We start from the raw sequence: 6,436 nt of genomic DNA, 5'->3' as shown, positions 1-6,436 counted from the left end.
GCTTCTAAGAAACTTCCCCTATCAGCTCATCTTTTTTTATCAGGATATAACCAAATTCATTGGCTTTTTTACCCAGATTCTTTACTACTCTTTCCTTATATAACTTTTCATAATAATCCATTCCTTTTTCTACATATTCTTGTCCACATTTCAGCATTTGATAAAAAATACATGCTAATTTTCTTGCTGTAGCAGTTATTGCTTTTGGTGCTCCCAATCGATTTTTCAATCTTCTACAGTACGCACCTAATGCACTTTTACTGTGCAACATAGAATAACCAGCAAGTCGAAAAGCATTTGCAGCACGGTTAATTACTTTACGAGTTCCACTTCTAATCACTCTTTCTCCTGTAATCCTATTAAATGGACATAATCCCAACCAAGAAGTAAAATGTTTTTCTGATGGCCATTTATTAGCATTAAGACCAACTTCTGAGAGGATGGTCTGTATATTTGATGTATTAAGCCCTGGAACTTTGGTGAAATCCATGCCAGTTATTCGATACAATTCTTCGTGTGCAGCAAAGTTTGGTTTGTTTCCTGCAGACCTCTTTACTTTACTGCATTGCTTATTTTCATTTGATCTTGTTTCAAGTGTTTTATAATAGTTTTCCATACTTTTATCACATTCTTTTATTTGCTCTTGAAAAAAAGTATATGCTTCGTATTCTTGCTTTAATGTAAACAAATGCTCTTCTCTATAGTCACCTGTTAGTGCTTTTGCTATGGTTGATCTGTCATTTTTTATTCGTCTATCACTCAATTCAGCCAATCTATTAGAGTTTCTTTCACCCGCAATTATTGCTTTAATGATTCGCATACCAGTTACACCTGTAATATCACTAATAACCTTGTGTAATTGAATGTTCATTTGAATTAATGCTTTTTGCATACGTTGAGTGTGTACAGCTGCACTTTTTATCAGGTTGTCATGTTGTCTATTATAACCACGTAGTACACAAATTTGGTTATCAGGCCTAAATGATCCTTGAAGTAACCCATAGCTATGTAATTGCTGTAACCACTGGCAATCTTGAACGTCTGATTTTCTTCCAGGTACATTTTTTACATGTCGTGCATTTACCAGTTTAACTTCGAATCCATATGATTCAAGTATTTGAAACAAAGGAATCCAATATACTCCTGTTGATTCCATGGCTATCGTTCTAACTTCACACTTTTTCAACCACTTTGCTAGGTTATGAAGATCTACTGTAAAGCACCCAAATTTTTGAACGCGTTGTTTATCTCTCCCTTCTGGTACGCATGCATAATGTACAGATGAACCAATATCAATCCCTGCTGCATTAGGATTCACTATTTCTAATTTACTTTTTGCTTTTGCCATATAAAATCCCTTATATATACCTTATAATGAAGAAGTGCTTTAGCTTGGGGCGGTTATATTACACAATCTTCTAAACGAGGTAGCTAAGAAGCTCCATCAATGGTTTGACCGTCCCTTCCAAAATCATACTGATCCACGGGCATTTATTGCACCATTGCGAACTCGATTATAACTGCAGAAGCACTTCTTCATAAAATTATATCCAAAAATTACTGCAATGTGCATTAGGACGTTTCTTTCTGGTTTAACAGATTTTGTCTGTTCCGGTGCTGATCCATTTGCTTTTGAATATTTTCTTTGATTTTTTACTTTCCGGTTTTTCACTTAAACTATTCCATTTACTCTCTGGCCATCTATCTATTCCCAGTGCTATCGATGCTGCTCTTGCATAAATTCGGCAATCTAGTACTTCATTTCTTTCTCTTACCTTTTGCCACTCTTGTTTGGTATATCCTTTTACTACTTTGCTGACTAATTGCTCTGCCGTTAGCTGCTTAAAATACTCAGGTGCATACTCGGGAAAATGACAATACCCTGGCGGTGTTTCTTCACCTTCTTTTAAAATATTAAGTAATTGAAAAAGCTCTGACTTTAATATCGATACTCCGACTGGCCAGAGCTTTATTCCTCTTTTCAGCTTTTGCCCTCCAACTGTTATATCTACTCTACTTGGGCTGCTCAGCGGCACTAGTGCTTTATTTACACCTTTCACTGCCATTACTCTTCCAGACCCTTGATGACTTCTCACCCAGTTGTAAACTTCCTGCGTTGCATACCCTGCATCAACCGCCATCATACTTATCATATATTCAAGCCCATTTTCACCAATAAAATGATGATTGAGGAGCTCCGAAAGCTTTTTCCATACTTCTCTACTTCCTGTATCTCCTTCAAATACTCGGTAGTCTATTGACCAACTTTCACGACTTTTTCCCCATGCTACAACTTCCACCTCTAGACGATCTTTTTGGACATCTACTCCTGCAGTAAGTACCACTTCTCTCCTTGGTACTGTGCCAATCTGAAAAAATTCTCTCCTGTTAAATAATTGCTTCCAATCAGGTACTTCTCCTTTATCTACCCAGGTTTCTCCAAGCGTTGTGTTGATCCAAACTTTCAGTAATTGTTCACTTTCCTTTGCATGCAGAAAATCCTCTACTGCTTGTTGCCAACTATACCACCCAACTGGGCTATAAAGACTTGAAAGGTGAAATCCTATTACTTTGCTATTGTGTACTTGATTTGTAGCTCTCCATTCTCCACGTTCAAGCATCTCTGTCTTTTGATGATTTTCTATCTTTTCACCACATTCTATACATATATAGTGTGCTGTACTTGGATTTTTATCTTCCCATTTTATTTGTGACCATTTTAGAACTTGATAGTAATTACAATACGGACAGGGAACAAAAAAATATCTCTTATCTGTTGCTTCAAATTCTTTCTCAATTCTGCTTATTCCATGAATCGTTGGTGTCGATACTAAAAAAATCTTTCGCCTTGCAAATGTATTAGTTCGAGCAATACTGAGCAGTACTGGATCTCCTTCTCCTCCTGAATCTCCTGGGTAGGCATCTATTTCATCAAGAAAGAGATATTTTACTGGCATAGATCTCAGTCCTACACTACTATTCGCTCCAGTTATTACTACTATTCCACCTGGAAACTCCTTACTTTGTACAGTATTCCCTGAATCTCTTGACCTTGGGTCTTTTACTTTACTTTTTAAACATGGTGTACTCTCTATTAACGGTGCAAATCTTCCCTTCGACCAACGTTTTCCCATTTCAACTGTTGGCTGTACTACCAGCATTGGACCTGGTGTTTGATCGATGATATAGCCAATCCAATTGTTGCCAGCTTCTGTTCCCCCAATCTGCGCTCCTTTCATGAATACTACTTTTTCTGCAGGTGAAGATGGTGATAGTGAATCCATTATTTCTTTTAAATAAGGAGTTCTTTCTGTTCTCCATTTACCTGGCTCTGATGCTGCAGTTGGCGCTAAAACTCGATACTCATTCGCCCACTCTGATACTTTAAGCTGGGGATCTGGCCTTAAACCTTCAGAAAAAGATGTAGCGTATATCATTGTCTGCATCTACTCATAACTGGTTCTATCTCGACATCATTAACAATAGAACTACACTCATCCAATTCCATAAACATCTTTTTCTGAAATTCGTTTTCTATATATCTTTTGCTCATCTCACTTATCATTATTGCTATAACAAGCGCAAATACCCCTGTTATTGTTGCAAAAATGATTGCACTGCTTATTGTTGTTGTTATCAACCCTATATATACTGCTACTGCTATTGCGCTGACTGTAGTATAGATGCAGATAATATTATTATGTTTTTTCGTCCTTTTATCTGCTATTTCTCTCTGTGCTATATATTTATTATGAAGGGTTGGAAAATTAACAACGGTATCTCTGCAGAGCAAAGACCCATTTTTTCAGTAAACAAAACTTTAAGTAACTCTAAATTGTTTGATTTAATTGCTAAATGTAAAACAGGTGTATAATTTGCTCCTTTTTTCAGCAATAACTTTACTACATGTAAATGCCCTTTTTCCGCAGCAAGGTAAACCGGTGATAAACCTTTATTATTTACAATATCAATATCGATTTCTTCTCTTAAAATTGCATCTACAATCTCAATTTCTCCTCTTTGTGCAGCTAAATGGAGTAGACTATTCTTTTCAGAACCGTATTTATTACTCATCAAAGCCTTCTTTATCTCAGGTTTAGCGTAATCAAATGGTGTTTTACCGCTATCGTCTTTTACCAGAGGGTCTATATCTTCTCGCGTTAGTAAAACTTCTATTGTTTTTAGTCTTTCAGCATAATGTAGTGGTGTTTTATTTTCGTAGTCTTGCAAATTTACTTGAGCATTAGGCTCCTTTATTAAGGATTTGAGGATATCAAGACATAAGTCTCTTTCATCGTAATTAGCATTACTTACAGCTATATGCACAGGTGACAATTTCATTGAGTTTTGTCCCATGCGTGCACTATTCACATCTGCTCCAAGCTTCAGCAGTAACTTTACTATCTCCAACTTTTTATTATTAACTGCATAGTGCATTGGTGTCTGATTTCGTGCATCAAAGACATCTATTTCAGCTTTTCCTTCTCTTATCAAAATCTTTACAACTTCTGCATGTCCTATGCCTGCTGCTAGATGTAATGGAGTATGGTGCAAAGCATTTCGTACATTAACGTCAATACCTTTTCTGATCAAATATCTCACTGCATTAATTTCACCTATCATTGCAGCTAAATGAAGTAAGCTATCTTGTTCTGACCCGTACTTGTTATTAATTAGTGCTTGTAATATTTCTGCTTTTTTCCCTTCTTTGGCGTAATCAAGAGATGTTTTACCTTCATTATCTTCCACAAAAGGATTAATGTTCTTCTTCGTGAGTAACAAATCTACCATGCTTAATTCATCAAACTCTATAGCGCAATGCAGTGGAGTTTTTCCGTTTAACCCTCTGACATTAACATCTAATCCAGGTTGATTGATTAAACACTTTATTAACTCTAAACTTAAGTTATCAGCCATTTTGTATTCAAAATCTTTTTATATTTTAAATTTAGCGTTAGATAATTCTTCAAGTGAGTTTGTAATCTCTTCAGTTAGCGTCTCGTGAATTTTTTCAGTGTCACTCAGTGATGCAAGCAGTGCTGAAACTCTATTTGGAACATTAAGCAAATTATTACGTACAACTCTTGCTACGTTAAATGCCTCACTTTTTACTTCCTCTACTGCTACAAGTTCTCCTATTTCAGCTTTTGCCTTTGCTTCTAGCAACCTTCCTCGCTCCATTTCATTTTTTATTCGCGTTTTTAGCAACATTGTAGAAAGGTTATTTGTATTTTCGTTTTCTGGATTTTTCCTCCTAAGTGGCTGACTTGGATCTCTTATTGCTGCCACCGCTTCATTTGCTTGTTCTCTATTGATCAAACCATCCTCCAACTCAACTATTCCTTTTTTTACTAAATAACAGACATATTGCTTTGATACTCCTATCTCTCTTGCCCATTCTGTTTGTGTGATTTTCACTTTTTTTTCTCCTCTCTCTTGTTTCTACGAATTTTCTTCTTGAATCTCTGAAAAGGTTTTGCCAGTATCAGCAATTTCCTACCTGTTTATACTTGCCGGCGTCTTAGAGATATTTTACTAATATAGAGCGAAGTACTCCGGTTTATAGCTGCTTTCTTTTTACATAGTGAAATTTGGCCATTTTCAACTAATACTATAAATTGCATCTTTGTAGTTATGAGATTCAACCACTACTTGCTCTAGCGTTAAACTGCTGCATTTGGCATCTTTACTATGGTTTTCTTCAAGCACTTTTGTCCTTGCTTCCTTTATTTCCTCAATGAACTTTCCATTAACTTTTTCTGGTTCAATTCTTTCCTCACAATATACAAGATTTGTGCAATTTGTTTTTCTGTAGTAATGTACTCCAAGGAATATCACTGATAGTGCAAGTATACTCGAGCCTATAAGTAGTGATAACCCTACGTTATTAATCAAAGCGTTCTGGTAAAACTTCTGTACACTATTAATACCACCTTCTACATACAGTAATAAAGGCAATACTATATTTGCAGCAACCAAACTGCTTAATAATGCTGTAAATAATGGCCTATCTTTGATTACTGATTCTACTTTATTTCTTCTACTAATGACTTTGTCGTCAATATTAATGAAGTTGTTCTTACCCTTCCAAGCGTTAGAGGTTGTCCGGAAACAAGTAAAAGGCTATAATATCTGAAATTTTAGTACGGGGTAAAGATGAGAAAAAAGTATCCAACAGATCTAAGCGAAAGGGAATGGGCAAGAATAGAAAAACACTTCAGAGTATCATACAAGAAAGGAGGAAGGCCGCCAAAGTATAGCAAAAGAGAAATATTAGAAGCAATTTTCTATGTATTGCGTACAGGGTGTCAATGGCGGTATTTACCAAATGATTTTCCGCTATGGAAGACTGTGTATGAGCAGTTCAGGCAATGGAAGAAGCAGGGAATTTTTGAGAAAATGAATTATGAAATTACAAAATATAGTAGAAGAAAAA

Annotated in this window: 4 protein-coding genes and 2 pseudogenes; 1 reads left to right on the top strand and 5 read right to left on the bottom strand. The window is 35.9% G+C overall.

The window, feature by feature from the left end:
• Window positions 1-4: 4 nt before the first annotated feature.
• The 5 genes and pseudogenes from OZD64_RS03835 to OZD64_RS03815 form a co-directional block, all read right to left on the bottom strand.
• Window positions 5-1,348: an IS110 family RNA-guided transposase gene (locus OZD64_RS03835; protein ID WP_274999306.1), complete on the bottom strand. Its 1,344-nt coding sequence runs from the start codon at window positions 1,346-1,348 to the stop codon at window positions 5-7.
• Window positions 1,349-1,592: 244 nt separating this feature from the next.
• On the bottom strand, window positions 1,593-3,437 hold the full coding sequence (locus OZD64_RS03830) for a phage terminase large subunit family protein (RefSeq protein ID WP_274999324.1): 1,845 nt from the start codon (window positions 3,435-3,437) through the stop codon (window positions 1,593-1,595).
• Window positions 3,434-4,917: pseudogene (locus OZD64_RS03825) on the bottom strand (ankyrin repeat domain-containing protein). Before OZD64_RS03825 ends, OZD64_RS03830 begins: the two are co-directional and overlap by 4 nt.
• Window positions 4,918-4,935: 18 nt before the next feature.
• Window positions 4,936-5,418, bottom strand: coding sequence for a hypothetical protein (locus tag OZD64_RS03820; RefSeq protein ID WP_015589000.1), 483 nt, complete (start codon window positions 5,416-5,418; stop codon window positions 4,936-4,938).
• Between the two features lie 183 nt (window positions 5,419-5,601).
• Window positions 5,602-6,102 (bottom strand): annotated as a pseudogene (locus tag OZD64_RS03815) (hypothetical protein); the annotation flags it as partial.
• A gap of 54 nt (window positions 6,103-6,156) precedes the next feature.
• Here OZD64_RS03815 and OZD64_RS03810 point away from each other — a divergent pair.
• Window positions 6,157-6,436 (top strand): IS5 family transposase (locus OZD64_RS03810; RefSeq protein ID WP_044471353.1); only part of this gene is annotated, 280 nt, incomplete at its 3' end.

This window comes from Wolbachia endosymbiont of Drosophila tristis (genome assembly GCF_028981745.1).
GTDB classification, from domain to species: Bacteria; Pseudomonadota; Alphaproteobacteria; order Rickettsiales; family Anaplasmataceae; genus Wolbachia; species Wolbachia pipientis.
The sequence above is the reverse complement of the archived record's forward strand: the minus strand, read 5'-3'. Positions and strand labels throughout refer to the sequence as shown.